This is a genomic window from Pseudomonas sp. Choline-02u-1, assembly GCF_002836515.1.
GTDB lineage: Bacteria > Pseudomonadota > Gammaproteobacteria > Pseudomonadales > Pseudomonadaceae > Aquipseudomonas.
Window position 1 is genome coordinate 320,028 of record NZ_PJBC01000003.1, and the last position, 25,086, is coordinate 345,113.

Consider the following 25,086-nt stretch of genomic DNA (forward strand, 5'->3'; position numbering starts at 1 on the left):
GTGTACCTGCCGCAGCTGTCTAAGGTTGCGATCTTTTGCTTGTGAAGCGTCTCCACCACCATTTCTGGCAGTTATGGTCATTGCTGCGGCGCCGGGTCTTGCGGACAATCAACGCCACGTTCCCGCCCAGTGGATTTACCCGAATGTCGCAACCGATCTTTTTCGCCCACGCCAACGGCTTCCCCTCGGGAACCTATGGCAAGTTGTTCGCGGCGCTGGCGCCGGAGTATCGGGTCGCGCATCTGGAGCAGCACGCCCATGACCCGCGTTTTCCGGCGGACGACAATTGGTACAACCTCGTCGATGAACTGATCCATCACCTTGAGCAGCAGGAGCAGCCGGTGTGGGGCGTCGGCCATTCTTTTGGCGGCCTGCTGCATTTGCACGCGGCGTTGCGTTGTCCCGAGTTGTATCGCGGCGTGGTCATGCTCGACTCGCCAGTGCTGACCCGCACCGATCAGTGGGTGATTCGCGCGGCCAAGCGCTTTGGTTTCATCGACCGGCTGACCCCGGCCGGGCGCACCCTCGGGCGCCGTGAGGAATTTGCCGATCTCGACAGCGCGCGCAATTACTTTTCCGGCAAGACCCTGTTTCGCGGCTTCGATCCGGAATGCTTCGATGCCTACCTGCAACATGGTTTGCATCAGGTCGACGACAAGCTGCGCCTGCGTTTCGACCCAGCCACTGAAATCAGCATCTATCGCGGCGTGCCGCACACCAGTCCGGGGCGCACCCGCCAGTTGCAGGTCCCGCTGGCCATGGTGCGCGGGCACAAAAGCCGCGTGGTCATGCGTCATCACACACGTTTCGTCTCGCGGCTGCCGCAAGGCGAGGCGTTGAGCATGCCCGGCGGACACATGTTCCCGCTGGAGCGCCCGCAGGATACGGCGCGGCTGCTCAAGAGCCTGTTCATGCGCTGGGAACAGCGCCAGAACAAGGATTGCGCATGAGCCCGACCTGCGAAGAAGTGCGGCTGAACCTGCCGCACATCGAGTTGGCCGCGCATCTTTTTGGCCCCGAGGACGGCTTGCCGGTGATCGCGTTGCACGGCTGGCTCGACAACGCCAACAGCTTTGCCCGGCTTGCACCCAAGCTCAACGGCTTGCGCATTGTTGCCCTGGACATGGCCGGCCACGGTCATTCCGGGCATCGGCCGAACGGCGCCGGTTATGCCCTCTGGGACTACGCTCATGACGTGCTGCAAGTCGCCGAACAACTTGGCTGGAAACGTTTCGGCCTGCTCGGACATTCGATGGGCGCGATCGTCTCCATGGTGCTGGCCGGTTCGCTGCCCGAGCGCATCAGTCATCTGGCGCTCATCGATGGAGTAATTCCTCCGACAGACAAAGGCGAAAACGCTGCCGAGCGCATGGGCATGGCTCTGCAGGCGCAGCTGGATCTGCGGGAAAAGCGCAAACCGGTTTACAGCACCCTCGACCGTGCCATCGAAGCACGGATGAAGAGGCTGGTGGCAGTCAGTCGCGAGGCCGCTGAACTGTTGGGCCAGCGCGGTTTGATGCCGGTGCCCGGCGGTTATACCTGGCGTACCGACAATCGCCTGACCTTGCCATCGCCGCTGCGCCTGACTGAAGAGCAGGCGATGGCGTTTGCCTCGCGCGTCAGTTGCCCGGCCCATCTGGTGGTCGCGGCGGATGGCATGTTGGCCAAACATCCTGCGCTGTTGGAGCGTTTGCCCTTCAGCCAGGAACAGTTGCCGGGCGGGCATCATCTGCACCTGAATGACGAGGCTGGCGCAGGTCTTGTAGCAGACTGTTTCAATCGCTTCTTCGCCATGCCTTGACTTGCTGCGGGCAACTGTCGAGGCTGGGCGGGTTGAAATGGGAGACAAACTCGATGGATTTCTATACCGCTGCGACCCCGACCCGCCCAGCCATGACCGTCCGGTGAGGCTGACTATGCGGTCACTCAGTCTCTTCGCGCTGTGCTGCTTCAGCTCCTTATCGTTTGCTGCCGATGTACCGGGCAGCCATGACCTGCAAATCGTGCCGCGTCTGGCCGATGCGCAAATCGTCGACTATCGCCCGGTCGCCGAGCTGGAACGCATCTATCCGCTGGGCGCGATCCGCAAGATCAGCGGCCAATTGCGTTTCGACGGGCAGGTCACCGCCCGCGGCCAGACCACCTCGGTGACCTATGAGTTGCCGCCGGAACATTCCGCCACCGAAGCCTTCACCGCCGCCCGCGAAGCCTTGCAAAAGCAGGACGCCGAATTGCTGTTCTGGTGTCAGGCCCGTGACTGCGGCGAAAGCAGCCTGTGGGCCAACGAGGTGTTTGGCAACGCCAAGTTGTACGGTTCCGATGAGCAGCAGGCCTATCTGTTGCTCAGGCTGGCCGCGCCAAAGGACAACACTCTGGTGGCGCTTTACAGCATCACTCGCGGTAATCGCAAAGCCTATCTGCATGTCGAGCAATTCGAAGCGACTGCGCCATTGGGCGAGTTACTCCCGACCTCGGCGACCCTGCTGCGCCAGTTGAAAAGCACCGGCGAGCTGGATTTCCCGAAACTGGCGGATGAGCCGGATGCCACCTGGCTGCGCCTGATTTCCCGTGGCCTTAATCTCGACACAACCTTGCGGGTCACGGTTTCCGGGCCCAGGGCCGAAGCCTGGCGCCAGGCGCTGATCAGTCAGGGCGTGCGGGCAGCGCGGATGGAAACGGGCAGTCTCGAAGGCCCGGGCCTGCGCATTGATCTGTTGCGATAAGCTGTGCCGGGCGGGCACGAACACAGTGCTCGCCTACTCTTTCGCTGACTGACTTTGCCGGGACTTTCCATGCTCAATAACGATCGCCTGCTGGTGCAGATTCTGCTGCTGGTGTTGTTTGGTGCCAGCCTGTGGGTAATGGCGCCGTTCTGGTCGGCGCTGTTCTGGGGCGCGGTGCTGGCGTTCGCCAGCTGGCCGCTCATGCGTCTTCTGACCCGCTGGCTCAATGGCCGCGAATCGCTGGCCGCTTTGATCCTGACACTGGGCTGGATGTTGCTGGTGGCGGCGCCATTGGTGTGGTTGGGTCTCAACCTCGCCGATCATGTGCGCGATGCCACGGCCTTCATCAAGGACGTACAAGTCGACGGTTTGCCGGAAGCGCCCACCTGGCTTGGCAGCGTGCCTTTGGTTGGTGAGCGTCTGGTGGCGATGTGGGACAGCATCGATCAGCAGGGCGCGGCGTTGATGGTCTCGATCAAGCCTTATCTGGGGCAGGTCGGTAACTGGCTGCTGGCGCGCAGTGCGCAGATCGGCGGCGGGATTCTAGAACTGACGCTGAGCCTGGTCTTCGTGTTCTTTTTCTACCGTGACGGGCCGCGACTGGCCGCGTTCGTGCACAGTCTGCTGGAGCGCCTGATCGGCGATCGTGCCGGCTATTACATCGAGCTCGTGGCCGGAACTGTTCAACGTGTGGTCAACGGCGTCATTGGTACCGCGGCAGCGCAGGCGTTGCTGGCGTTGATCGGCTTCTTGATTGCCGGGGTGCCGGGGGCGCTGGTGTTGGGAATCGTCACGTTCCTGCTCAGTCTGATTCCGATGGGGCCACCGCTGGTGTGGGTGCCGGCCACGGCCTGGCTGGCGTGGAAGGGCGAGTACGGGATGGCGGTGTTTCTCGGGATCTGGGGGACGTTCATCATCAGCGGCGTCGACAACGTGCTCAAGCCTTATCTGATCAGCCGTGGCGGGAATCTGCCGTTGGTGATTGTGTTGCTTGGGGTGTTTGGCGGGTTGATTGCGTTTGGCTTTATCGGGTTGTTCATTGGGCCGACGTTGTTGGCGGTGGCTTATAGTTTGCTGACGGATTGGAGCAAGAGTCAGGCTCGGGCCTAGCGGCATTGTTTGAGTTGTGCAAGCAGATCCGTTGCTGCGGTTATGGCGGCGATGGCGTCCTGGCGGTCAACCAACTCTGCTACAATGCGCGCCGTTTTCGACCAGCCTGAGAGCCCATTCATGTCCGCCTGCCAGACTCCTATCATCGTCGCCCTGGATTTCCCTACCCGTGACGCCGCATTGAAGCTGGCCGACCAGTTGGACCCGAAGCTGTGCCGGGTCAAAGTGGGCAAGGAACTGTTCACCAGTTGCGCCGCGGAAATCGTCGGCACCCTGCGTGACAAGGGTTTTGAAGTTTTTCTGGATCTGAAATTCCACGACATTCCCAACACCACCGCAATGGCCGTGAAAGCCGCTGCCGAAATGGGCGTGTGGATGGTCAACGTGCACTGCTCCGGTGGCCTGCGCATGATGGCCGCCTGCCGTGAAGAGCTGGACAAGCGCAGTGGTCCGCAACCGTTGCTGATCGGCGTGACCGTGCTGACCAGCATGGAGCGCGCGGACCTGGCGGGTATCGGTCTGGATATCGAGCCGCAGGAACAAGTGCTGCGTCTGGCGGCACTGGCCGAGAAGGCCGGGATGGACGGTCTGGTGTGTTCGGCGCTGGAAGCATCGGCGCTGAAAGCCGCGCACCCGTCGCTGCAACTGGTGACCCCGGGGATTCGCCCGGCGGGCAGCGCGCAGGACGATCAACGCCGCATTCTGACCCCGCGCCAGGCGCTGGATGCCGGTTCCGATTATCTGGTGATCGGCCGCCCGATCAGCCAGGCGGCAGATCCGGCGCAGGCGTTGGCCGCGGTTGTAGCCGAAATCGCCTGAAAGATCGCAGCGTTCCGCAGCTTCTACAGCGTTATGCGAACAGCTGTAGGCGCTGCGGAACGCTGCGATCCTGCCTTAAACCTTCAACACCAACTTGCCAAAGTTCTCGCCGTTGAACAGTTTCATCAGGGTTTCCGGAAACGTCTCCAGCCCTTCGACTACATCTTCCTTGCTTGTAAGCTGCCCATTGGCCATCCAGCCAGCCATCTCCTGCGCGGCGCTGGCGAATTGCGCGGCGTAGTCCATTACCACGAAACCTTCCATGCGTGCACGGTTGACCAGCAGTGACAGGTAGTTGGCCGGACCTTTGACTGCCTCTTTGTTGTTGTACTGGCTGATCGCGCCGCAGATGACCACTCGCGCCTTCATGTTCAAGCGGCTCAGCACCGCGTCGAGAATGTCGCCGCCGACGTTGTCGAAGTACACGTCCACGCCTTTCGGGCATTCGCGCTTGAGGCCGGCGACAACGTCTTCAGCCTTGTAATCGATGGCGCCGTCAAAGCCCAACTCATCGATGAGGAATTTGCACTTGTCGGCGCCACCGGCAATGCCGACGACGCGGCAGCCTTTGATCTTGGCGATCTGCCCGGCGACGCTGCCCACCGCACCTGCCGCGCCGGACAGCACCACGGTGTCACCGGCTTTCGGTGCGCCGACATCGAGCAGGGCGAAATAGGCGGTCATGCCGGTCATGCCCAGTGCAGACAGGTAACGCGGCAATGGTGCGAGTTTCGGGTCGACCTTGTAGAAACCGCGCGGCTCGCCGAGGAAATAATCCTGCACACCGAGGGCACCGTTGACGTAATCGCCCACGGCAAACCCGGGATTGTTCGAGGCGATGACTTTCCCCACGCCCAGTGCGCGCATGACTTCACCGATCCCGACCGGCGGGATGTAGGACTTGCCTTCGTTCATCCAGCCACGCATGGCCGGATCGAGGGACAAGTATTCGTTCTTCACCAGAATCTGTCCCGACTGTGGTTCGCCGACCGGTACTTCCTGGTAAGTGAAGGTCTCGCGGGTTGCGGCGCCTACCGGGCGTTTGGCGAGCAGGAACTGGCGATTGGTCTGGTTGGTCATGACAGGCACTCGAACGGAATGAAGCCTTGTTGATAGCCCTTCAGGGCCGATGCCGCAAGGTTGGCTGATGCGGCGAATGCAGCTCGATCCAGTGCAGTGATGGTCGTTGGTGGGGTTACATCACCGCCATGCATGGACAAGTAAACAGCGATTGGATAGTGCTGACACGCTGCCACCGCAGCTGGCTATGCTGCAACGCCAATATCCCCCCAGCTTGTTTGCCTTCGAGGACACACCCATGAGCATGACGTTTTTCGGTCAGGTGGCTGTAATCACGGGAGCCGCACACGGCATCGGCCGTGCAACTGCCCTCGCGTTTGCCGCTGAAGGCCTGAAAGTGGTAGTGGCTGACCTGGATGCGGCAGGTGGCGAAGGCACAGTGGCGCTGATTCGTACAGCTGGAGGCGAAGCGTCCTTCGTACGCTGTGACGTAACGCTGGAAAGCGATGTAAAAAATCTGATGGACGAGGTGATCAATACCTACGGTCGTCTTGACTATGCCTTCAACAACGCCGGGATTGAAATCGAGAAGGGCAAACTCGCCGACGGTTCGCTGGACGAATTCGACGCGATCATGGGCGTCAACGTCAAAGGCGTCTGGCTGTGCATGAAGTATCAGCTGCCGTTGCTGCTGGCACAGGGCGGTGGAGCGATCGTCAATACGGCATCGGTAGCCGGGTTGGGCGCGGCACCGAAAATGAGTATCTATGCGGCGTCGAAACACGCGGTAATCGGCCTGACCAAATCGGCGGCGATCGAATACGCGAAGAAGAAAATCCGCGTCAACGCGGTGTGCCCGGCAGTGATCGATACGGACATGTTCCGCCGTGCCTATGAAGCCGATCCGAAGAAGGGCGAATTCGCCAACGCCATGCACCCGGTCGGGCGCATCGGCAAGGTCGAAGAAATCGCCAGTGCCGTGTTGTATCTGTGCAGCGACGGTGCAGCATTTACCACGGGACATTCGCTGGCGGTGGATGGCGGCGTGACCGCGTTCTGACCGTTGCTGTTATACAAAGAACCCGCCTGCGTGCGGTTTTTTTGTGCCTCGCTGTTTGTCCCCGTGAAGACCGTTCAACAATGTGTATCAAATAGTTAGAACTGGTGCATTTGGCGGCGTTGTCGCACAGCCTCGGCGGCGCGGCTGTGATTTACTGCTGCCAGCAAAACGGACAGGAGTTTGCGAGCTCATGGAACTGAGAATTGACCGACAGGCAATGGTGCCGGTCGTGCAGCAGATTGTCGACGGAATGACTGACTGGATCGTACAAAGCGGTATCCCTCCGGCCACGCGATTGCCCTCCGTTCGGCAAATCGCACGGGGTAATCTGCTCAGCCAGTCGTGCGTCGTCGAAGCCTGCGAACGCCTGGTTTCGCAAGGTGTGTTGACTTCACGTCAGGGGGCCGGATTCATCGTCGCGGCCTCGCCGACGTTGCTCGAAGCAGACTCGGAATCGCCAGTATTCGAGGGGCGCCATGCATGGCGTGATGAGGTGAGCGACTCAAGGGGGCGCTTGATTTTGGGGCAGGGTGGCTTGCCGCCGAGCTGGCGTGAGCCCGACGACCTGACTTACGCGTTACGCGAGGTGGCGCGCACCGACATGGCCAGTCTGTTCAACTACAGCTCGCCGCTGGGCCTGCCAGCGTTGCGCGAGCAAATTGCCAAGCGCCTCAAGCTGATGAGTATCGATGCCTGCAGTACCCGCCTCATGAGCACCAGTGGTGCCAGTCATGCGCTGGATCTGATCGTGCGCACCTTGTTCAGGGCGGGCGATTGCGTGGTGGTGGAAACGCCCGGATATGCACCGTTGTTTGACCTGTTGCGCCTGCACGGCGTACGCATGCTCGAAGTGCGGCGCACACCGAGCGGGCCGGACATCGACATGCTCGAATCGCTGCTGCGTCAGTTTCGTCCAAGCGCCTTGTTCATCGGCAGCCATCACCACAATCCCACTGGCAGTTGTCTCACGCCCGCCGTGGCCCAGCGCATCGTGCAGTTGAGCAAGACCTACGACCTGCACGTGATCGAAGATGATGTCTACGCTGATTTGCACACCGGCAGCGGCACGCGGCTGGCGGCGCTGGACCATGAGGGCCGGGTCATCTACGTAGGCAGTTTTTCCAAGACACTGAGCAGTTCGTTGCGGGTCGGTTTCGTCCTGGCTGACAGCCAACTGCTGACACGTCTGGCCGAGGTCAAGATGGTCACCGGCCTCGGCTGTTCCAGATTGGCCGAGGCGGTGCTGGCCAGGCTGATGGCGACTGGCGCGTACCGCAAACTGGTGCAGCGTCAGCGCCAACGCTTGAATGCTGATCGCGCGGCGGCCTTGCAGGCTCTGGAAGATGCCGAGTGGGAAGTGTTCGGCAAGCCGGTTGGCGGGCTGTTCATCTGGGCGCGCGCCCGGTTGGGCGATCAGGCATCGGTACGCAGGCAGGCGCAGCGTTGCGGGCTGGAGTTGTCGGCAGCGGATGCATTCAGTCCCAGCGGTGAGTCCGGTGACTGGCAGCGCATCAATGTGGCCTGTGCCTGTGACCCACGTGCCCGGCAGTTTTTTCGCAATACGTGCGTGGATCGACCTTCAGCATTCTGAAAACGACGCGGGCGTAGCTTTTTGCCATTATTCCGATGCCTGAGACTTGTGCTGGTTCGAGCCCGTTGCGAATCTCCATCCACAGACTTTGGCAGGGGGCTACGCGCAATGATTTCGGCCGTGCAGGGACGTTTTGCCAACCTCGGTATGGCGAAAAAACTGGGTATCGGATTTGTGCTGGTCTTGTTGCTGACTGCATTGGTTGCGGCGATCGGCGTCTGGTCCCTGCAAGCCATCAGTCTGCGTTTCGAGGGTTTGAAGCAGATGTCCGCGCTCAACAGCGGCCTGCTGAAGGTGCGCCTACTCGAGCAAGAATACGCCCTGCGCGGCAACCCGAAAACAGCCGATGCCTTGCGTAAAGGCGTTGATGAACTGGTCGTGCTCGCCGGGCAGCTCAAGGCGCAAGCGCCGGTCAATGGGCCGGTGATGAGCGATGTCGAGCAAGCGCTGGGCGCATATCGCAAGGCGTTCGATGAGTTCGTCTCGCTGAGCCAGGCCAAGGATCTCGCCCTGGAAATGGCGAGTTGGTCGGTGTCCAGCGTGGCCAATAACCTCGACGTGTTGCAGGCCGGGCTCGCGGATGATGGCGCCTATACGTTGAAAGACACCGAGGGCAAGGACGGCGCCCAGTTCATCGAGCAGGCGAATCAGGTCAGTCAGGTCGCGCGGCTGATGCTGCAGGCGATGAACGAAGCGCGGGTGCGCCTGGATCAGAGCCGCAAGGGAGATGCCGACAATGCCGGTCAGGGCAACATCGAGCAGGCCGCACAGGCACAGGAGCAGGCCGAAGCGCTTAAAACCACGGTCAAGGACGAGGGCTATCTGACCGTGCTCAATGAAGTGTCGGGGCACATCGCCGGGTTCAACGAAAAACTCGCCGAATACACCGGCCTGCTGGCTCAGGAAAAAACCGTCTACGACCAACTGCATGAGCGTGCCGCGCAGGTAGTGGATCGAGTGAATCAGGCTTACGTCGCCGAAGACGCTTCGATGCAGGCCGAGCTGAAAAAGAATTCGCTGTTGATCATTGGCTCTTCGGCGCTGGCGCTGTTGGTCGGATTACTCGCCGCATGGGTGATCACGCGCCTGATCGTGGCGCCGTTGCGCAGCGTGATTCGTGTGGCGCAGCAGATTGCCGCGGGTGATCTGACGGCGAAGGTCGAGGTGACGCGCCGCGATGAAATGGGTCAGTTGATGCTGGCGATGCAGCAAATGGCTGTCGGCCTTGGCACGATTGTCAGTGGCTTGCAGGCCGGGATCGAGCGCTTGGCCGGTTCCGCGCAATCTTTGTCGGCGGTGACCGAGCAGACCAACCTGGAGGTCAACAGTCAGAAGGAAGAAACCGAGCAGGTCGCCACCGCGATGAACCAGATGACCGCCACCGTGCATGATGTTGCGCGCAATGCCGAAGAGGCGGCGCTGGCGGCGCAGACGGCGGATGACAAGGTCGAGAGCGGTCAGCAGGTGGTACGCCAGAGCATGGCGCGGATCGAGCAGTTGGCGGATTCGGCGACCTCGGCCAGTTCCAGCATCGAGAGCCTCAGCGCCGAGATTCAGAATATCGGCACGGTGCTGGAAGTGATCAAGAGCGTGGCCGAGCAGACCAATCTGTTGGCGCTGAACGCGGCAATCGAAGCGGCGCGGGCCGGGGAGCAGGGGAGGGGATTTGCGGTGGTGGCCGATGAGGTGCGTGCGCTGGCGCGGCGTACCCAGCAATCGACCGAGGAAATCGAGCGTCTGGTCAGCGCCTTGCGGGCGGCGGCGCAGTCGTCGGTGCAGCAGATCCGCAGCAGTGGCGAACTGGTAAAACTGGCGGTCAGCGATGCGTTGCAGACCGAGAGTGCGCTGGGGAGCATTGCGGCGGCGGTGTCGTTGATTCAGCAGATGAATCAGCAGATTGCGGCGGCGGCCGAGCAACAGAGTTCGGTGGCGGAGGAGATCAATCGCAGTGTGACGCAGATTCGCGCGAGTGCGGATCATTCTTCGCTGGCGATGCGCGGGAATGCGGCTTCGAGTGTTGAGCTGGCGCAGTTGGGCGGGGAGTTGCGCTCGATGGTTGGGCATTTTCGGCTTTGAGCCTTGGGGCGGTTCCGCTCTTACAGCGGGTCACTTTTTCAAACGCCGGAATGCCGGCCCAGCAAAAAGTAACCAACAGGCTGCGCCCTGACGTTCGGCCCGCTCGCTGGGGCTCGGGGTTCCTTCGCTCCGGGACTGATCCGGGCGCAGCGGCTCCGGTTTGCTTCGCTGCATCTCCTTGCGCTGTGTACGACTGCGTCGTACGGTCGCTCAATCCCTCCACTAAGCCTGCCGAGGGCGCCAGGATCAAAAGCGGTCCTCGAGCTAACGCTCATCGTGTGTAGGAGCTGCCGAAGGCTGCGATCTTTTGCTTTTGCTTTTCTGTGCGAGCCTGCTCGCAAAAGCGGTCTTCAATTCACATCCTCTTCCAAGTCGCCCACAAAAAAGCCACCAATAAAGGTGGCTTCTCTCCCCGGCATTCGCGCCTCAGTCGTAAATAACTTTCTTCTTCCAGTCCGCATCCGCTTCGACATCCTTCAAACCGGCGGTCAATTGGTTTTCGTCCCCTTCAACCGGGGCAATCTTGTCCATGACCTGGGCATTGGCTCGGGCGAGCAGTTTTTCCAGATACTGCAATTGCTCCGCGTACATCTGTGGGTCCTGCTGTTTGCGCAGATATTGCACGCCACGTTCGAAGGCGAGGCGGGCCTGGCCGGGCTGGTTTTGTTGCAGGGACTGTTGGCCGAGGTTGTTGAAGAACTCGATGTGCAGCAGCACAAGGATGTGGCGCACTTCGCGGATCCACTGCTTGGCTTCGTTCGGTGGCAGGAAGCCGTCGTGCGCGGCGCGAGTGATCTGGCCGTGCAGGGCTTCGAGGAGGAAGCGCACATCTTTGGCCTTGGCTTCGGTCAGGATTGGCGCGGGCGGGTTGTTCACCGGGATCGATTCGCCTTGGGCGACCAAGGCGCTGAGTTCGGTGATGCGGGCCTTGGTGGTTGCGCTGGTCTTTTCCAGATTGAGCAGACGCTGGCACACGTTGAGTTCCAGGCGTGTCAGCAGTAGCTTGAGTGCCGGAGTCATGAACTGGCCGGGGAAGGTTTCGGTCAGTTCGCCGCAGCGGCGCAGGCGGTCGTTGAGTTCGACTTTGGTGCGGGCCTTCTCCAGTTTGTTGTTTTCCACCACATGGTTCATGTAGCCAATGGCGATCAGAATTGCGATCCCGGCTACGACTAGCAGGGTGATCATGAGTGGTGTCACCGGTAAGACCTCTTTATAGGGTTCGCATGCGAGTGTAGTGGCTGGGCATTTAGGCGCCTAGCGCCGCTCGACGGGTTTGATCGGCTGCTGCAATCTGTATCGGCCGCCAGCTGTATAGATGAATGCTGGCGCTTGATGTGCAGATTGCCATCACTGTGCGGTGACTATAACGTCTTGGCGAGTGGCGGAATATAGGCGTCAGGTTTCGGACGACGGAAAAGACCTGCCCGACGCTTAATCGAGGTCGAAGTCATTGATTTAAATAAATTTATATCAGGGGGTTGACGACCTCTCAATCCATCCATAGAATGCGCGCCACTTGCAGCGTAAAGCACACAGCGAAACGCGGCAGGGAGTGAATGTTGTAGTGTGTCCCCTTCGTCTAGTGGCCTAGGACACCGCCCTTTCACGGCGGTAACAGGGGTTCGAGTCCCCTAGGGGACGCCAATGCGGGAATAGCTCAGTTGGTAGAGCACGACCTTGCCAAGGTCGGGGTCGCGAGTTCGAGTCTCGTTTCCCGCTCCAATTTTAAACAGCAGTGCTTTCGGGCGGTGCTGAGTGAAACCAGAACCAAGTCTTCGGATGCGGATCTGGACACCGAAACACATACCATGTGTTCCGGGTAGCGTGTCCCCTTCGTCTAGTGGCCTAGGACACCGCCCTTTCACGGCGGTAACAGGGGTTCGAGTCCCCTAGGGGACGCCATTTGCGGGAATAGCTCAGTTGGTAGAGCACGACCTTGCCAAGGTCGGGGTCGCGAGTTCGAGTCTCGTTTCCCGCTCCAATTTCACAAAAACGCCGATCAGCGATGATCGGCGTTTTTGTTTGTGCGCGTTTTATAGGGGCGATAAAAAAGAACCTTTTCACAGGTCCTTTTTTATCTCGAGCCCGGTCATCGGTGACCAAACTCAGGCGCTGCATTACAGTTTCGGCAGTTGCCCGACACGCCCCATCATTTCCGTGACGATCTGCAGATCCAGCAGGAACTGCTCGACGGTCTTGAATTCGCCGTCGGTATGGCCGGTGTATTTGGCCTCAGGCCGCGCCAGGCCGAATTGCACGCCGTTCGGCAATTCGTGAACCGAAGTCGCACCAGCGGATGTACCGAATTCAGACTTCATGCCGAGGTTTTCGCTGGCCACGGCGAGCAGCGCCTTGACCCACTCACCCTCGGGATTGCGATACATCGGTTCGGCCACCGAATAGTCGAATGCCACCGCAATGTGAGTCGTTTTGCTCCATGCATCCAGTTTCTCAGCGATCTCAGCTTTGAGCTTTTCCGGCGACTTGCCCTTCGGAACCCGCAAGTTCACTGCCAGTTTGAAGGCTTTGTCGTCCTCACCGACATAGGTCAGCGAGGTGGTCAGTGGTCCCATGAACGAGTCGGAGAAGCCCACGCCAAGTTTTTTGCCGAGATAATCCAGGCCCCAGTTGTCATCGGCATAACGCGCGGCATCGGTGAACTGGTTGTGCTTGAGCGCGACTTTGCCGTCCAGGCTGTTGATGAAGCTCAGCATCCGCGCAACCGGGTTGACGCCGGACTCTGGTTCGGAAGAGTGCGCAGAAACCCCGGTGACCGTGAGTTTCACGTCTGTGCCATCAACCTTTGCCGCAACTTCAAAGTCGCCGCCGTTGGCTTTGGCGTAGGCGTCGCCGGCTTTTTGCAAACTGGCGGCGAGCTCGGCAGGCTTGTCGGTTGTCAGCGTGACCACCGAAGCCGATGGAATCTGGTTGGTCGCTTTGCCGCCGGTCATCGAAATGATTTCTGCACCGTTGCCCTCGGCTTTGCGTTTGGCGAAGTTGGCCATGACGGTGCCGTAGCCTTTTTCAGCAATTACCACTGGATAACCGCCGTCCAGCGCCATGTTGTAGTTCGGCGTCGGGTTGCGTTCGAAGTAATAAGGAATGGCATCGCCGCTGGTTTCTTCGGTGGTGTCGACCAGCAACTTGAAGTTTCGCGCCAATGGCAGCTTCTCGTCTTTGATCACTTTCATGGCGTACAGGGCGACGACGATGGCGTTCTTGTCATCCTCGGTGCCGCGCCCGTACATCCGATCGCCAATCAGCGTGACCTTGAACGGGTCGAGCTTGGTGCCGTCTTTCAATACCCAGTTTTCCGGAGTTACTGGCACCACATCGGCGTGTGCATGAATGCCAACGACTTCGTCGCCTTTGCCGTCCAGAGAGATTTCGTAGACGCGGTTATCGACATTGCGGAATTTCAAACCGAAGGATTCAGCAAGTTTCTGAATCTCGCCGGCGATTTTGATGAATTCCGGATTGTCGTGTTGTTCAACGCCATCCTTGCGGAAGGTCGGGATTTCGACGAGCTGACGCAGGGTTTCCAGTGCAGACTTGCCATATTTCACGCGGGTGTAAATGCCCAGCAGACGGTGAATTTCGTTCTGCTGTTCATCGTTCAAGGCCTTGTTGTCGAGGAAGGCGTTGATGGACGGGGTAAGGTTATCTGCATTGGCCACGTCGCTTTTTGCCAGGCTACCGAGGAAGCTGCGGAAATCCGTCAAGCTCTTGCCATCGAAGGATTTCAGGATCGCCGCGCTTTGCTCGGCAGTGATGTTGGCTTGTGCGGCGGTCGTAAACGAGGTGAGGCTGGCCATGACGAGCGTGGCAGCGGCCAGTTTTTTCAGGGAAAAGACCATGGAACAGGCATTCCTTTGCTAGAGATTGGGAAAATATGTCTGACGCTTGCGGCAGAAACATTTTGCAACCTACCACCATGAGCAGGTGAAGAGGGAGTCACAAACTTGATCTGTCGCACAGAAATGCAAAAGAGGCGCACAAATGAAAAAGTCCCGGCAGCTGATGCCGGGACTTTTTTGTGTGAGTTACATCGACAGCATCAGGCGTCCGGCAAACAGAATCAGGATCACGCCCATGCTGCGTTCGAACCAGTGTCCGAGGCGCATGAACAGCAGGCGCACTTTGTTGCTGGAAAAAAACACCGCGACAATAACGAACCACAGCGCATTGACGAAGCACATCCACAATCCATACAACGCCTGGATCTGCAGCGGTGTGCTGGCGCTGATGATCGTGGTGAAAATCGCCAGGAAAAACAGCGTGGCCTTGGGGTTGGTCGCATTGGTCAGAAAACCGGTGCCGAACGCCTTGAACAACGACTGCTCGATCAGCGGCTCTTCAGCGTTTTTCTCGCTATTGACGCTGCTCTTCGGTTTGCTGCGAATCAGGCTGACGCCCAGATAAAGGATGTATGCACCGCCGACAACCTTAGCCACAGTCAGCAGCCAAGGCGTGGTATGCATCAGGGCGCCGACGCCCAGCAGGGTGTACAGCACATGTACGGAAATGCCCGCGCCGATGCCCAGCGCGGTGCAGATTCCGACGAGGCGGCCGAAGCGCACACTCTGACGGATGGTCACGGCGAAGTCCGGGCCGGGTGCGACCACGGCGAGGAAGTGGATGGTGGCCAATGCGAGAAATTCGCCGAGATAATTGGAAAGCATGTCAGCTCCAGAACGTCAGGGGGGAAGCATTGCCGCGATAACCGACAAAGAACGACAGGCTCAAACGCGGGTCTGCTACGCCCGGAGTGACCGAGTGCATACGGCGCGAATTGAACATGATGAAATCGCCCGGCTGCGGCCGCACTTCAAGCACCGGCGGCCCCAGCAGCGACGGCTCGATGCCATAACTGTCGCCGCGCATTTCGTCGAATTGATCCGGGGTGATGTGGTCATTCCACATCTGCAAGGCGCCACCCTCGGTGGGCATGTTCAGGTAGACGTTGCAGGCAAATTGCGCCTCGAGGCTGCGCGCCTGAAAACTGTCCGGGGCGTCCTTGGCGAAGATGTCGTGGTGGGCGAGAAAGCACACGCCGGGCTTGACCACTCGCGACAAGCCGACATACATCTTGCGCCCGTAGAGGTTTTCCAGATGGGCGCCAGCGGGCCAGGATTCGTCGAGGATGCAGCGCAAGGTGTCGATCGGTGAGGAGTAGGGCGCGCAGCGCTGGCGTAATTCATCGATATTGCGGGCGGCGCGTTCGAAGTAATCCTCGATCAGCAGCGGCTGATTTTCCGCCTCGTAAAAGGCCATGCCGATGCGGCCGATACTCGGCGCGTTGATGTAGCCTTCAAAACCTGGAGCAAGAATCTTGTCTCCGATCTCGATCGCCAGCGGCTCGGGCAAAAAGCGTTTGACGCGGATGGCGAGGACTTCTTCGTTGGCCAGTTTTTTTATGCACGTCTCATCGAGACGCTCGACGTCTAGCATCATTTTTTAGGTCCATCTATCGATAGTCAACGGAACCGGCGAATGCGGTTCCCGGCTGTGGACGCTGCGCGATGGCAGCGTCCGAAATGCTCAACCCACGCTGTAGTGGACGGACAGCGTGCCTTTCTTCTGCGAAAGCGACGCGATCGTGACTGTGCCTAAATCCTTCAGGCTGCGTACATGGGTGCCACCGCAGCCATAGGCCGGCAGTTCACCAAAACTGATTTCCCGCGCGCCCTCGCGCAGTGAAGTCAGGCGCGGCAGATCGTGTTCGATCCACCGCTCGATACCGGTTTGTACGGTTGGCGCATCGACTTCTTCAGCGCCATCGCCCGGCTTGAATTGCACCCGACCTTCGTCCGGCCAGTGGTGCGCCTTGATCGGCACCCAGCCCATGGCTTGAATGAAATGACCGATCAGATGCCCAGCAGAATGCATGCGGGTATTGAAGCGGCGGCGCTCTTCATCGACACGGATGACGGTCATGCCAAGCGCTACCGGGCGGTCGACGAAATGAACAATACGCTCTGGTTCCTGCACCACGCGCGACACCCGGCTTTCACCGATCCAGCCGGTGTCGCAGGGCTGGCCGCCGCCCTGCGGGTGAAACAGGGTAGCGCGCAGCACTACGGCGAATTCGTTCTCGCAGGGTGTGCAGTCGAGGACTTCGACATTCGCCTTGAGATCATCACTGTGAAAAAACAGGCGAAGCGTCATATTCCATGCCCTGATGAAGTTCTGTTTTTATTATATGAATCGTGCAATAACGTGATAATCCATTCGAACATCAAAGGACTTGTGCGTTGTGAGCATCAATCTTCCGCTGCCGCTGCTGGGTGAAATGGCGATTTTCGTCAAGGTTGTCGAGACCGGCAGCTTCTCTGAAGCAGCCCGGCAGATGGGGTCGTCACCCTCGGCGATCAGCCGCAGCATTTCGCGTCTGGAGAAAGCCTTGGCCACACGCTTGCTGCAACGCACCACGCGCAAATTGCGCTTGAGCGATGGTGGTGAAGAGGTGTTCAAGCGTTGCCAGGAAATGGTCAGTGCGGCCAGGTCGGTGATGGAAATCAGTGGTCAGTTCACCCACGAAGCGGAGGGGCTGGTGCGGGTCAGCGTGCCGAAAGCGGTGGGGCGCTTTGTGATTCATCCGCACATGCCGGAGTTTCTTCGCCGCTATCCCAAGGTTGATGTCGAGTTGTTGCTGGAGGATCGTCAGGTCGATTTGATCGATGATCATGTCGATCTCGCGATTCGCATCACCGATCGTCCGCCGGCCGGTCTGGTCGGCCGGCAGTTGCTGACGATCGATCATATGCTCTGCGCGACGCCGCAATATCTGGCCGAACATGGCACGCCGACACATCCTCACGATTTGCTCAATCACAGTTGTATTTATCTGGGTGAAACGCCGAGCGATGCGCGCTGGAAATTCAAGCAGGGCAGCAAGGCGGTGACCGTCGGTGTGCGCGGGCGATATGCCGCCAATCACACCGGTGTGCGGCTAGGGGCGGTGTTGCAGCACATCGGAATAGGCAGCCTGCCGTATTTCACCGCGCGTTATGCGTTGGAGCAGCAGCTGATTGTGCAGGTGCTGCCGGAGTGGACGTTTCTTGCTTCCTATCATGGTGGGTTGTGGTTGCTGCATTCGCCGACGCGCTATCTGCCGCCGAAGTTGCGGGTGTTTATTGATTATCTGGTGGAGTGTTTGCAGAAGGAACCGACGTTGGGTCGGCCCGGGAAGTCGGTGGGCGGGAGCAATGTGGCTGTAGCGTATGAGCTGCCGGAGAGTGAGGGGTTGCTTTGAGGTTGTTTTAGGGGCTTGGCGGCCTTGGGGCGGACCAGGTTCTTGGGGTTTTGGGTGAATATCCGTTGCTGCGGTAACGGCTGTTTCGGGTTTCGCCCTTACGGCGACTTACTTTTTTACAAACGCCCGGAATGCCGGCCCAGTAAAAAAGTCAGCAAAAAACGCTAGCTCCTACGTTCGGCCCGCTCGCTGGGGCTCGGGGTACCTTCGCTCCGGGACTGATCCGGGCGCAGCGGCTACGGTTTGCTGCGCTGCACCTCCTTGCGCTGTGTCTGGCTGCGCCAGACGGTCGCTGCGCTCCCACGCCCGGATCAATCCCGCCACTCAGCCTTCCGACATCGCTGGCACGGCAAGATCAAAAGCGGTACTCGAGCTAACGCTCATTGTGTTGAGTGGTGAGGGGCTTTTGATTTTCAAAAAAAGGCCCGCATGGAATCACCAGTGCGGGCCTTTTGATTACCTGTCGGATATCAGTGCTTGCTGTCCTGCACGGACATGGCCAGCAGTTGTTTTTCCTGGTTCCAGTCGAACGGTTCATCGTTCTGTTCGGCTTCGTAGCGGCGTTCTTCGAGGGCCTGGTACAGGTCGATTTCTTCGTCAGAGAGGTAGTGCAGGCAGTCGCCGGCGAAGAACCACAGCAGATCGCGTGGAATCAGGTGGGCGATTTGCGGGTAGCGGCTGATGACTTGGGTGAGGATGTCCTGGCCCAGGTATTGGCTTTCGATAGGGTCGATCGGCAGGGAAGCCAGCAGTTCATCGAAGCGCTCGAGGAACAGGGCATGGCTTTCTTCGGGCACTTGTTCGGCCTCACCTACGGCGACCAGGATACTGCGCAGGTGGTCGAGCAACACGAGATGATCGGCAACGACGTTGGACACGAGATAAGTCCTCAAGAGCAAAACGGGCGCGGGAGTATAAAGCTCTCGCGCCGTTTTTTCACAAAAACCGGGATCAGCGGACTTTGCCCGCTGCCTGGGTCAGTTCCTCTTTGTCGAAATCATCGACGTCGATCACCTTGCGGCGGGCGGCCTCGGCGTCGCGCAGACTTTGCGCTTCGACCGCTTGCAGCACGCCGGCTTCCAGTGCGGCATCGATAGCGTGTTCACCGGCTGCTGGCTTGACCTGGCCGCTTTTCAGTGCGGTGTGCAATTTTTTGTGCAGCGGTTGCGCAGCGTCGAGCAGGTCGCTGGCGTGTTGCAGCGCGCCCACTGCATCATCTGCTGACTGCGGGCGATAGCAGCCGGCGAGCAGTTCCTCCAATGCCGGATCGCCTTTGGCGCGACCGATGACCGCAGCAACTTCGGCGCCGAGTTTGTCCGATGGGCCTTTGTGCCGGCGCCCGAACGGGAAGACGATGACCCGCAGCAGGCAGCCGAACACCCGGTTCGGAAAGTTGCTCAGCAACTCATCCAGTGCGCGCTCCGATTGGCCAAGGCTTTCTTCCATGGCCCAGCGAAACAGCGGCTCCATGTAGGCCGGCGAATCCAGATCGTGATAACGCTTGAGCGCGGCGGAGGCCAGATACAGGTTGCTCAGCACATCGCCGAGGCGTGCCGACAGGCGTTCGCGGCGTTTCAGTTCGCCGCCCAGTAGCATCATGCTCAAGTCGGCGAGCATGGCGAAGGCAGCGGCCTGACGGTTGAGCGCCCGGAAGTAGCCCTGACTGATCTTGTCGCCCGGCGCATGTTCAAAGTGACCAAACCCGAGGTTCAGTACCAGTGTGCTGGCCGCGTTGCTGACGGCAAAACCGATGTGCTTGAGCAGCAGGCCATCGAATTCCTTAAGTGCCTGTTCCTTGTCTTCGCGACCTGCCAGGGCCATTTCCTTGAGTACAAACGGATGGCAGCGGATTGCGCCCTGACCGAAGATCATCAGGTTGCGCGAAAGAATGTTCGCGCCTTCGACGGTGATGAAGATCGGCGCGCCGTTCCAGCTGCGGCCCAGGTAGTTGTTCGGCCCCATGATGATCGCTTTGCCGCCGTGCACATCCATGGCGTGGCTGATGCATTCGCGGCCGCGTTCGGTGAGGTGGTATTTGAGGATCGCCGACAGCACCGAAGGCTTTTCCCCGAGATCCACCGCGTTAGCGGTGAGCATGCGTGCGGCGTCCATCATCCACGCGTTGCCGCCAATGCGCGCCATGGCTTCCTGAATACCTTCGAACGCGGACAGCGGAACATTGAATTGCTCGCGAATCTGCGCGTACTGGCCGGTGACTAGGCTAGTGAACTTGGCCGCGCCGGTGCCCACCGCTGGCAGCGAGATCGAACGCCCCACGGACAGGCAGTTCATCAGCATCATCCAGCCCTTGCCGAGCATTTCCTGACCACCGATGAGGTAGTCCAGCGGAATGAACACGTCCTTGCCGGAGTTCGGACCATTCATGAACGCAGCGCCCAGCGGCAGGTGGCGCCGGCCGATTTCCACGCCGGCGGTATCGGTCGGAATCAGCGCCAGACTGATACCGAGGTCTTCCTCTTCACCGAGCAGATGATCCGGATCGTAGGCCTTGAATGCCAGACCGAGCAGGGTGGCGACCGGGCCGAGGGTGATGTAGCGCTTTTCCCAGTTCAGACGCAGGCCGATGACTTCTTCACCTTCCCACTGGCCTTTGCAGATGATCCCGGTGTCAGGCATCGCGCCGGCGTCGGAGCCGGCGAGCGGACCGGTGAGGGCGAAACACGGAATATCGTCGCCACGGGCCAGGCGCGGCAGGTAGTGATTGCGTTGCTCGTCGGTGCCGTAATGCAAAAGCAGTTCGGCCGGGCCGAGGGAGTTGGGGACCATCACGGTCGATGCGAGGTCGCCGCTGCGCGTCGCCAGTTTCATTGCCACTTGCGAGTGAGCGTAGGCGGAGAAGCCTTTGCCGCCGTATTCCTTGGGGATGATCAAGGCGAAAAAGCCGTGTTCCTTGATGTGCGTCCAAGCCTCGGGCGGCAGGTCCATTGACTGACCGATCTGCCAGTCGCTGACCATCGCGCAGAGTTCTTCGGTCGGGCCATCGATGAACGCCTGTTCTTCTTCGCTCAACTGCACTTTGGGATAGGACAGCAGTTTGTCCCAGTCCGGACGCCCGCTGAACAGCTCGCCGTCCCACCACACGGTGCCGGCATCGATCGCGTCGCGTTCGGTCTGCGACATCGGCGGCAGGGTTTTCTGGAACCAGTTGAAGAGCGGCGCGGTGAAATGTTTGCGGCGCAGGTCAGGCAGCAGCAATGGTGCGGCGACCACCGCCAGCAAGACCCAGAAAATGAACAGCAGCCAGCCCGGCGCGTGACTGAAAATCCCCATCGCCACCAGGTAGGCAGCGACCACGCCCAACGCAGGCAGCGGGGCGATGCGTCGATGGGCGAGGTACGCCACCCCGACGATCAAAACCAGTATCCACAACAACAGCATATTCAGTCCTCCGTGAACCAAGGCAAATCGACCCTCCAGAGCTTAGACGGCATCTGTAAATACGGGTGGTCAGAGCATGGTGATTGAAATCGTGGGAAACCCCGGATGGTTTTCGTAGGTTCGGTGGGCAACACGTGTGGGAAATCGTTCGTTGCTGCGCAGCTTTGCATTCAGGTTTGGCCGAAACGTCGTTATCTCTGTGCTCACGCTGTCGCTAGACTCGTGGCTTACCCAGGAGATTGCCGTCATGCACGAGTATCTGAGCCCCGGCCGCTTCATCGATAGTGACCACCCGGCAGTGGTGGAGTTCGCCGAGCGGCATCGCGGCGCGAGTAATGATCCGCGTGATCAGGCGATCAGTCTTTATTACGCCGTGCGCGAGGCGGTGCGCTACAACCCCTATACGTTCAGTCGCGATCCGCAAACCTTGCGCGGCAGTTATGCACTCGCCGCAGGGCAGAGTTACTGCGTGCCGAAAGCCACGCTTCTCGCCGGTTGTGCGCGGCATTGCGGAATTGCGGCGCGTATCGGTCTGGCCGACGTGCGCAATCACCTGTCGACGCCGCGTCTGCTCGAGTTACTGAAAAGCGACGTGTTCGCCATGCATGGCTACACCGAGTTGTTTCTCGACGGCCGTTGGGTCAAGGCGACGCCGGCGTTCAATCAGCAACTGTGCGAGTTGTTCAACGTCGCCGCGCTCGAGTTCGATGGGGTCAACGACAGCGTTTTCCACCCCTTCAACCGTGACGGCGCGCAGTTGATGGAGTATCTGATCGATCACGGCCAGTTCACCGATGTGCCGGAAGCTTTCTTCTTCGAGCACCTGCAAAAGTGCTATCCGCATCTGTTCAGCGAGCAATTGCCGGTGCTGCTGGGCGATATGCAGACCGATTTGAGTCGCACCTGATCCGGCGTATGCTGGCCGTCCACTCACTTGTAAAGAGGCGGTCATGCTGAAGATCTGGGGACGGAAAAATTCATCGAACGTCAGAAAGCCCCTGTGGGCGGCCGAAGAGCTGGGCCTTGCTTACGAGGCTATCGATGCCGGCGGCGCGTTCGGTGTGGTCGATACGCCCGAGTACCGTGCGATGAACCCGAACGGCCGGGTGCCGGTGATCGAGGATGACGGTTTCGTGCTGTGGGAATCCAACGCCATCGTTCGCTATCTGCTGGCCAAACACGCGCCGGAAAGCGCCTGGTACCCGGCGGATGCGCAAGCCCGCGCCGCGGCGGACAAGTGGATGGACTGGACCACTTCCAGTTTCGCCGGGCCGTTTCGCACGGTGTTCTGGGGTGTGCTACGCACCCCTGCCGAGAAGCAGGACTGGAAGGCGATCAATGCCGCGATCAAAGAGTGTGATGAGTTGCTGAACATGGCCGACCATGCCCTGATCAGCCAGCCTTACCTCTCGGGCAACGACATCGGTATGGGCGACATCCCGTTGGGCAGCTTCATTTATGCCTGGTTCGAAATGCCCATCGAGCGCGCCCCGCAACCGCATCTGCAAGCCTGGTATGAACGTTTGAAACAGCGTCCGGCCTATCAGAAAGCGGTCATGACCGCGTTGACTTGATAATTACTATCGACACACTTGACTGTACTTGTGCGGCGGCGGCAAGCACCATTGCGAACTTGCGCCGCGGTTGTTTCCCTCGCCGTCCGCCCTTATTTATCTCTTTCCTTCCTTCTTGGTGCGTAAATCCGATATGAGTTCCGCTCTGTCCATCCGGCAGCTAACCAAAACCTACGGCAACGGGTTCCAGGCCTTGAGTGGTATCGATCTGGACGTCGCCGAAGGTGACTTTTTCGCCTTGCTTGGCCCCAATGGTGCCGGCAAATCCACCACCATCGGCATCCTCTCGACCCTGGTCAACAAGACCAGCGGCACGGTCAATGTCTTTGGCCATGACCTGGATAAAAACCCGGCAGCGCTCAAGCGCTCGATCGGCGTGGTGCCGCAGGAATTCAACTTCAACCAGTTCGAAAAGACTTTCGATATCGTCGTGACCCAGGCCGGTTACTACGGCATCCCGGCCAAAGTCGCCAAGGAACGCGCCGAGCAATACCTGACGCAGCTCGGCCTGTGGGACAAGCGCGATGTGCCGTCGCGTTCGCTGTCCGGCGGCATGAAACGCCGTTTGATGATCGCCCGTGCGCTGGTGCATGAACCGCGCCTGCTGATCCTTGATGAGCCGACTGCGGGTGTCGATATCGAACTGCGCCGTTCGATGTGGACCTTCCTCACTGGGCTCAACCAGAAGGGCATCACCATCATTCTGACCACGCATTATCTGGAAGAGGCCGAGCAGCTGTGCCGCAACATCGGCATCATCGACCACGGCACCATTGTCGAGAACACCAGCATGAAACAGTTGCTGGGCCAGTTGCACGTGGAAACTTTTTTGCTCGACCTGAAAAACGATCTGCAGGTTGCGCCGCAATTGCTCGGCTACCCGGCCCGGTTGCTCGACAGCCACACCCTGGAAGTGCAGGTCGACAAATCCATGGGCATCACGGCGTTGTTCACCCAGTTGGCGCAGCAGAACATCGAAGTGCTGAGCCTGCGTAACAAAACCAATCGCCTCGAGGAGTTGTTCGTGTCCCTGGTGGAGAAAAATCTGTCGAAGGTGGCGGTATGAGTTCCGAGTTCGGCCCCAACCTGGTCGCCCTGCAAACCATCGTCTACCGCGAGGTCAAGCGCTTCATGCGGATCTGGCCGCAGACATTGCTGCCGCCGGCGATCACCATGGTTCTGTACTTTGTGATCTTCGGCAACCTGATCGGGCGGCAGATCGGCGACATGGGTGGCTTCACTTACATGGAGTACATCGTGCCGGGACTGATCATGATGTCGGTGATCACCAACTCCTACGGCAACGTGGTGTCGAGCTTCTTCGGCAGCAAGTTCCAGCGCTCGATCGAAGAGCTGATGGTTTCGCCGGTATCCCCGCATACGATCCTGATCGGCTTCACCATTGGTGGTGTGTTGCGCGGTCTGGCGGTGGGTCTGATCGTGACGATTCTGTCGCTGTTCTTCACCGATTTGCAGGTGCATCACCTTGGCGTGACCATTCTGGTGGTGGTGCTGACGGCGACGATCTTTTCGCTGCTGGGCTTCATCAACGCGGTGTTTGCGCGCAACTTCGATGATATTTCGATCATCCCGACCTTTGTCCTGACCCCGCTGACCTACCTGGGTGGCGTGTTCTATTCGATCACCTTGCTGCCGCCGTTCTGGCAGACCGTCTCGCTGGCCAATCCGGTGCTGCACATGGTCAATGCCTTCCGCTACGGCATCCTTGGTGTCTCGGATATTCGTATCGGCATCGCGATCACTTTCATGCTGGTAGCGACCGTGGTGCTGTATCTCGGCTGTGCGCGGTTGCTGGTGAGTGGACGCGGGATGCGCACCTGAAGCACGCGGTACCCTGCATGTCTGACAATCAAAAACGGCCTCCCATCGCGGAGGCCGTTTTGCATTCATTTCTGCCGACTTAGCTTGCGCCGCCGCCATTGACGCGCCACCCACCAGCGCCAATACAGCATCACAAGGAAGTAGGCGAGAATCCCCAGCACCAGGCCGACAACCACCGAACCCAGCAAAAACGGCTGCCAGAGCGTCGACAATTCACCGCTGATCCATTCCCAGGTCAACTCGTCCGGCAGATGCCGCGCTGGCACATCCATCAGAAACGCCCCGGCCTGGTAGGTGCAGAAAAACACCGCCGGCATGGTGATCGGATTGGTCAGCCAGACCAGACTCACCGCGATCGGCATGTTGCCCCGCACCATCACCGCCAACGCCGCCGCGACCAGCATCTGTGCCGGAATCGGCAAGAACGCCGCGAACAGGCCAACCGCCATCGCCCGGGCCACCGAGTGGCGATTGAGGTGCCAGAGGTTCGGGTCATGCAGCAACGTGCCGAGAAAGCGTAAGGATTTGTGTTCCCTGATGCTCGTCGGGTCGGGCATGTAACGTTTGAATAAGCGCCGGGGCATAAGGCTTCTCGGTCGGTTAAGGCGGCAAGTATG

General features: G+C 59.6%; 22 protein-coding genes, 4 tRNA genes and 1 pseudogene. 18 read left to right on the forward strand and 9 right to left on the reverse strand.

Annotation, left to right across the window (positions count from 1 at the left end; all coding sequences use genetic code 11):
* The first annotated feature begins 143 nt into the window (after positions 1-143).
* The 5 genes from CXF97_RS03540 (at position 144) to pyrF (ending at position 4,652) form a co-directional block, all read left to right on the forward strand.
* Complete coding sequence (locus CXF97_RS03540; RefSeq protein WP_101156121.1) at positions 144-950, forward strand: alpha/beta fold hydrolase; 807 nt, start codon at positions 144-146, stop codon at positions 948-950.
* Complete coding sequence (locus CXF97_RS03545) at positions 947-1,801, forward strand: alpha/beta hydrolase (RefSeq protein ID WP_101156123.1); 855 nt, start codon at positions 947-949, stop codon at positions 1,799-1,801. The genes CXF97_RS03540 and CXF97_RS03545 overlap by 4 nt, the downstream gene beginning before the upstream one ends.
* A 115-nt stretch (positions 1,802-1,916) precedes the next feature.
* Positions 1,917-2,723, forward strand: a complete 807-nt coding sequence (locus CXF97_RS03550) for a DUF4892 domain-containing protein (protein ID WP_101156125.1) — start codon at positions 1,917-1,919, stop codon at positions 2,721-2,723.
* Between the two features lie 69 nt (positions 2,724-2,792).
* Complete coding sequence (locus tag CXF97_RS03555) at positions 2,793-3,833, forward strand: AI-2E family transporter (RefSeq protein WP_101156127.1); 1,041 nt, start codon at positions 2,793-2,795, stop codon at positions 3,831-3,833.
* Between the two features lie 120 nt (positions 3,834-3,953).
* The gene (gene pyrF / locus CXF97_RS03560; RefSeq protein WP_178081139.1) at positions 3,954-4,652 is read left to right on the forward strand and encodes an orotidine-5'-phosphate decarboxylase; all 699 of its coding nucleotides are present in this window, start codon (positions 3,954-3,956) and stop codon (positions 4,650-4,652) included.
* A gap of 75 nt (positions 4,653-4,727) precedes the next feature.
* Here the strand turns inward: pyrF and CXF97_RS03565 are convergent, their stop codons facing one another.
* Positions 4,728-5,732, reverse strand: a complete 1,005-nt coding sequence (locus CXF97_RS03565) for an NADP-dependent oxidoreductase (protein WP_101156131.1) — start codon at positions 5,730-5,732, stop codon at positions 4,728-4,730.
* A 238-nt stretch (positions 5,733-5,970) separates the two neighbouring features.
* Between CXF97_RS03565 and CXF97_RS03570 the strand changes: the two genes are divergently transcribed.
* From CXF97_RS03570 to CXF97_RS28715, 4 genes and pseudogenes are all read left to right on the forward strand, one after another.
* On the forward strand, positions 5,971-6,732 hold the full coding sequence (locus CXF97_RS03570) for an SDR family oxidoreductase (protein WP_101156133.1): 762 nt from the start codon (positions 5,971-5,973) through the stop codon (positions 6,730-6,732).
* 190 nt (positions 6,733-6,922) lie between these two features.
* On the forward strand, positions 6,923-8,323 hold the full coding sequence (locus tag CXF97_RS03575; RefSeq protein ID WP_101156135.1) for a PLP-dependent aminotransferase family protein: 1,401 nt from the start codon (positions 6,923-6,925) through the stop codon (positions 8,321-8,323).
* A 990-nt stretch (positions 8,324-9,313) separates the two neighbouring features.
* Positions 9,314-9,535: pseudogene (locus CXF97_RS28710) on the forward strand (HAMP domain-containing protein); the annotation flags it as partial.
* Complete coding sequence (locus CXF97_RS28715; protein ID WP_371918367.1) at positions 9,536-10,399, forward strand: methyl-accepting chemotaxis protein; 864 nt, start codon at positions 9,536-9,538, stop codon at positions 10,397-10,399.
* A 426-nt stretch (positions 10,400-10,825) separates the two neighbouring features.
* Here CXF97_RS28715 and CXF97_RS03590 read toward each other — a convergent pair whose 3' ends face one another.
* A complete protein-coding gene (locus CXF97_RS03590; RefSeq protein ID WP_178081140.1) occupies positions 10,826-11,584 on the reverse strand; it encodes a hypothetical protein in 759 nt (252 codons plus the stop codon).
* Positions 11,585-11,967: 383 nt separating this feature from the next.
* Here CXF97_RS03590 and CXF97_RS03595 point away from each other — a divergent pair.
* From CXF97_RS03595 to CXF97_RS03610, 4 genes are all read left to right on the forward strand, one after another.
* A tRNA-Glu gene (locus CXF97_RS03595) sits at positions 11,968-12,043 on the forward strand.
* A gap of 2 nt (positions 12,044-12,045) precedes the next feature.
* Positions 12,046-12,121, forward strand: a tRNA-Gly gene (locus CXF97_RS03600).
* A 104-nt stretch (positions 12,122-12,225) separates the two neighbouring features.
* Positions 12,226-12,301 (forward strand) — tRNA-Glu (locus tag CXF97_RS03605).
* Positions 12,302-12,304: 3 nt separating this feature from the next.
* Positions 12,305-12,380, forward strand: a tRNA-Gly gene (locus tag CXF97_RS03610).
* A gap of 136 nt (positions 12,381-12,516) precedes the next feature.
* Here the strand turns inward: CXF97_RS03610 and CXF97_RS03615 are convergent.
* The 4 genes from CXF97_RS03615 to CXF97_RS03630 form a co-directional block, all read right to left on the reverse strand.
* Positions 12,517-14,256: a dipeptidase gene (locus CXF97_RS03615; protein ID WP_101156142.1), complete on the reverse strand. Its 1,740-nt coding sequence runs from the start codon at positions 14,254-14,256 to the stop codon at positions 12,517-12,519.
* 186 nt (positions 14,257-14,442) lie between these two features.
* Complete coding sequence (locus CXF97_RS03620) at positions 14,443-15,081, reverse strand: LysE family translocator (protein WP_101156144.1); 639 nt, start codon at positions 15,079-15,081, stop codon at positions 14,443-14,445.
* Position 15,082: 1 nt separating this feature from the next.
* Positions 15,083-15,853, reverse strand: a complete 771-nt coding sequence (locus CXF97_RS03625) for a 2OG-Fe(II) oxygenase (RefSeq protein WP_101156146.1) — start codon at positions 15,851-15,853, stop codon at positions 15,083-15,085.
* Positions 15,854-15,940: 87 nt separating this feature from the next.
* Entirely contained in the window at positions 15,941-16,567 is a 627-nt protein-coding gene (locus CXF97_RS03630) for a hypothetical protein (protein ID WP_101156149.1), read from the reverse strand.
* An 88-nt stretch (positions 16,568-16,655) separates the two neighbouring features.
* Here CXF97_RS03630 and CXF97_RS03635 point away from each other — a divergent pair, with 88 nt between their 5' ends.
* Entirely contained in the window at positions 16,656-17,654 is a 999-nt protein-coding gene (locus CXF97_RS03635) for a LysR family transcriptional regulator (RefSeq protein WP_101156151.1), read from the forward strand.
* Between the two features lie 470 nt (positions 17,655-18,124).
* Here CXF97_RS03635 and CXF97_RS03640 read toward each other — a convergent pair whose 3' ends face one another.
* Together CXF97_RS03640 and CXF97_RS03645 are read right to left on the reverse strand one after the other, a co-directional pair.
* Positions 18,125-18,532 carry a PA2817 family protein gene (locus CXF97_RS03640; RefSeq protein ID WP_101156153.1) on the reverse strand — a complete coding sequence of 136 codons (408 nt, stop codon included), beginning with the start codon at positions 18,530-18,532 and terminating at the stop codon, positions 18,125-18,127.
* 73 nt (positions 18,533-18,605) lie between these two features.
* The gene (locus tag CXF97_RS03645; protein ID WP_101156155.1) at positions 18,606-21,053 is read right to left on the reverse strand and encodes an acyl-CoA dehydrogenase; all 2,448 of its coding nucleotides are present in this window, start codon (positions 21,051-21,053) and stop codon (positions 18,606-18,608) included.
* Positions 21,054-21,300: 247 nt separating this feature from the next.
* Here CXF97_RS03645 and CXF97_RS03650 point away from each other — a divergent pair, with 247 nt between their 5' ends.
* The 4 genes from CXF97_RS03650 to CXF97_RS03665 all read left to right on the forward strand — a co-directional run bounded on the left by CXF97_RS03650 (position 21,301) and on the right by CXF97_RS03665 (position 24,469).
* Positions 21,301-21,960, forward strand: a complete 660-nt coding sequence (locus CXF97_RS03650) for a transglutaminase family protein (RefSeq protein ID WP_101156157.1) — start codon at positions 21,301-21,303, stop codon at positions 21,958-21,960.
* A gap of 43 nt (positions 21,961-22,003) precedes the next feature.
* Positions 22,004-22,627 (forward strand): glutathione S-transferase family protein, encoded by a 624-nt coding sequence (locus tag CXF97_RS03655; RefSeq protein WP_101156159.1) that lies wholly within the window; start codon positions 22,004-22,006, stop codon positions 22,625-22,627.
* Between the two features lie 133 nt (positions 22,628-22,760).
* On the forward strand, positions 22,761-23,693 hold the full coding sequence (locus tag CXF97_RS03660; RefSeq protein WP_101156162.1) for an ABC transporter ATP-binding protein: 933 nt from the start codon (positions 22,761-22,763) through the stop codon (positions 23,691-23,693).
* Positions 23,690-24,469: an ABC transporter permease gene (locus CXF97_RS03665; protein ID WP_039760202.1), complete on the forward strand. Its 780-nt coding sequence runs from the start codon at positions 23,690-23,692 to the stop codon at positions 24,467-24,469. The genes CXF97_RS03660 and CXF97_RS03665 overlap by 4 nt, the downstream gene beginning before the upstream one ends.
* Before the next feature lie 65 nt (positions 24,470-24,534).
* On the opposite strand, the gene CXF97_RS03670 is transcribed toward CXF97_RS03665, so the two are convergent.
* Positions 24,535-25,053: a DUF2062 domain-containing protein gene (locus CXF97_RS03670; RefSeq protein ID WP_101156166.1), complete on the reverse strand. Its 519-nt coding sequence runs from the start codon at positions 25,051-25,053 to the stop codon at positions 24,535-24,537.
* Between the last annotated feature and the right edge of the window lie 33 nt (positions 25,054-25,086).